Annotated in this window: 1 protein-coding gene; it reads right to left on the reverse strand. The window is 55.3% G+C overall.

What is annotated here, in order from left to right:
- On the reverse strand, nucleotides 1-291 hold a 291-nt coding region (locus AC1RPH_RS08075; RefSeq protein WP_481762070.1), incomplete at its 3' end, for a hypothetical protein.
- Nucleotides 292-349 lie beyond the last annotated feature (58 nt).

The raw sequence follows: 349 nt of genomic DNA on the forward strand, positions 1-349 counted from the left end.
TGCACTGTCTTCGGCCTTTATCACGGGCCCTTGTGCAACTACCACCGGATGATCGGGCGGCAGATAATCGAAAAACTGGCCCGGCGCGATGTGCCGGTTTTGATCGTCCTGCTCTTCGAGCGGAGTGACACGTGCCCCGTTTCCGTCAACCTGAATAGGACCGCATGTCTCACACAGAACCGTATAGTACCACGGCCGGCCGTCGTCATCAGCCACGGGCCCGATACCACGGAAATCGCCAGTATCCTCACCCCACATCAAGATTGAACAGTGCGAGCAAAAGTCAGCCATTTGTTACCTCTATTTTGACCATGGCCTGAATGAAACCGGCGTTCGAGCTGTACCCTAT

The organism is Dellaglioa sp. CoH-57-MRSF-16 (assembly GCF_056782055.1).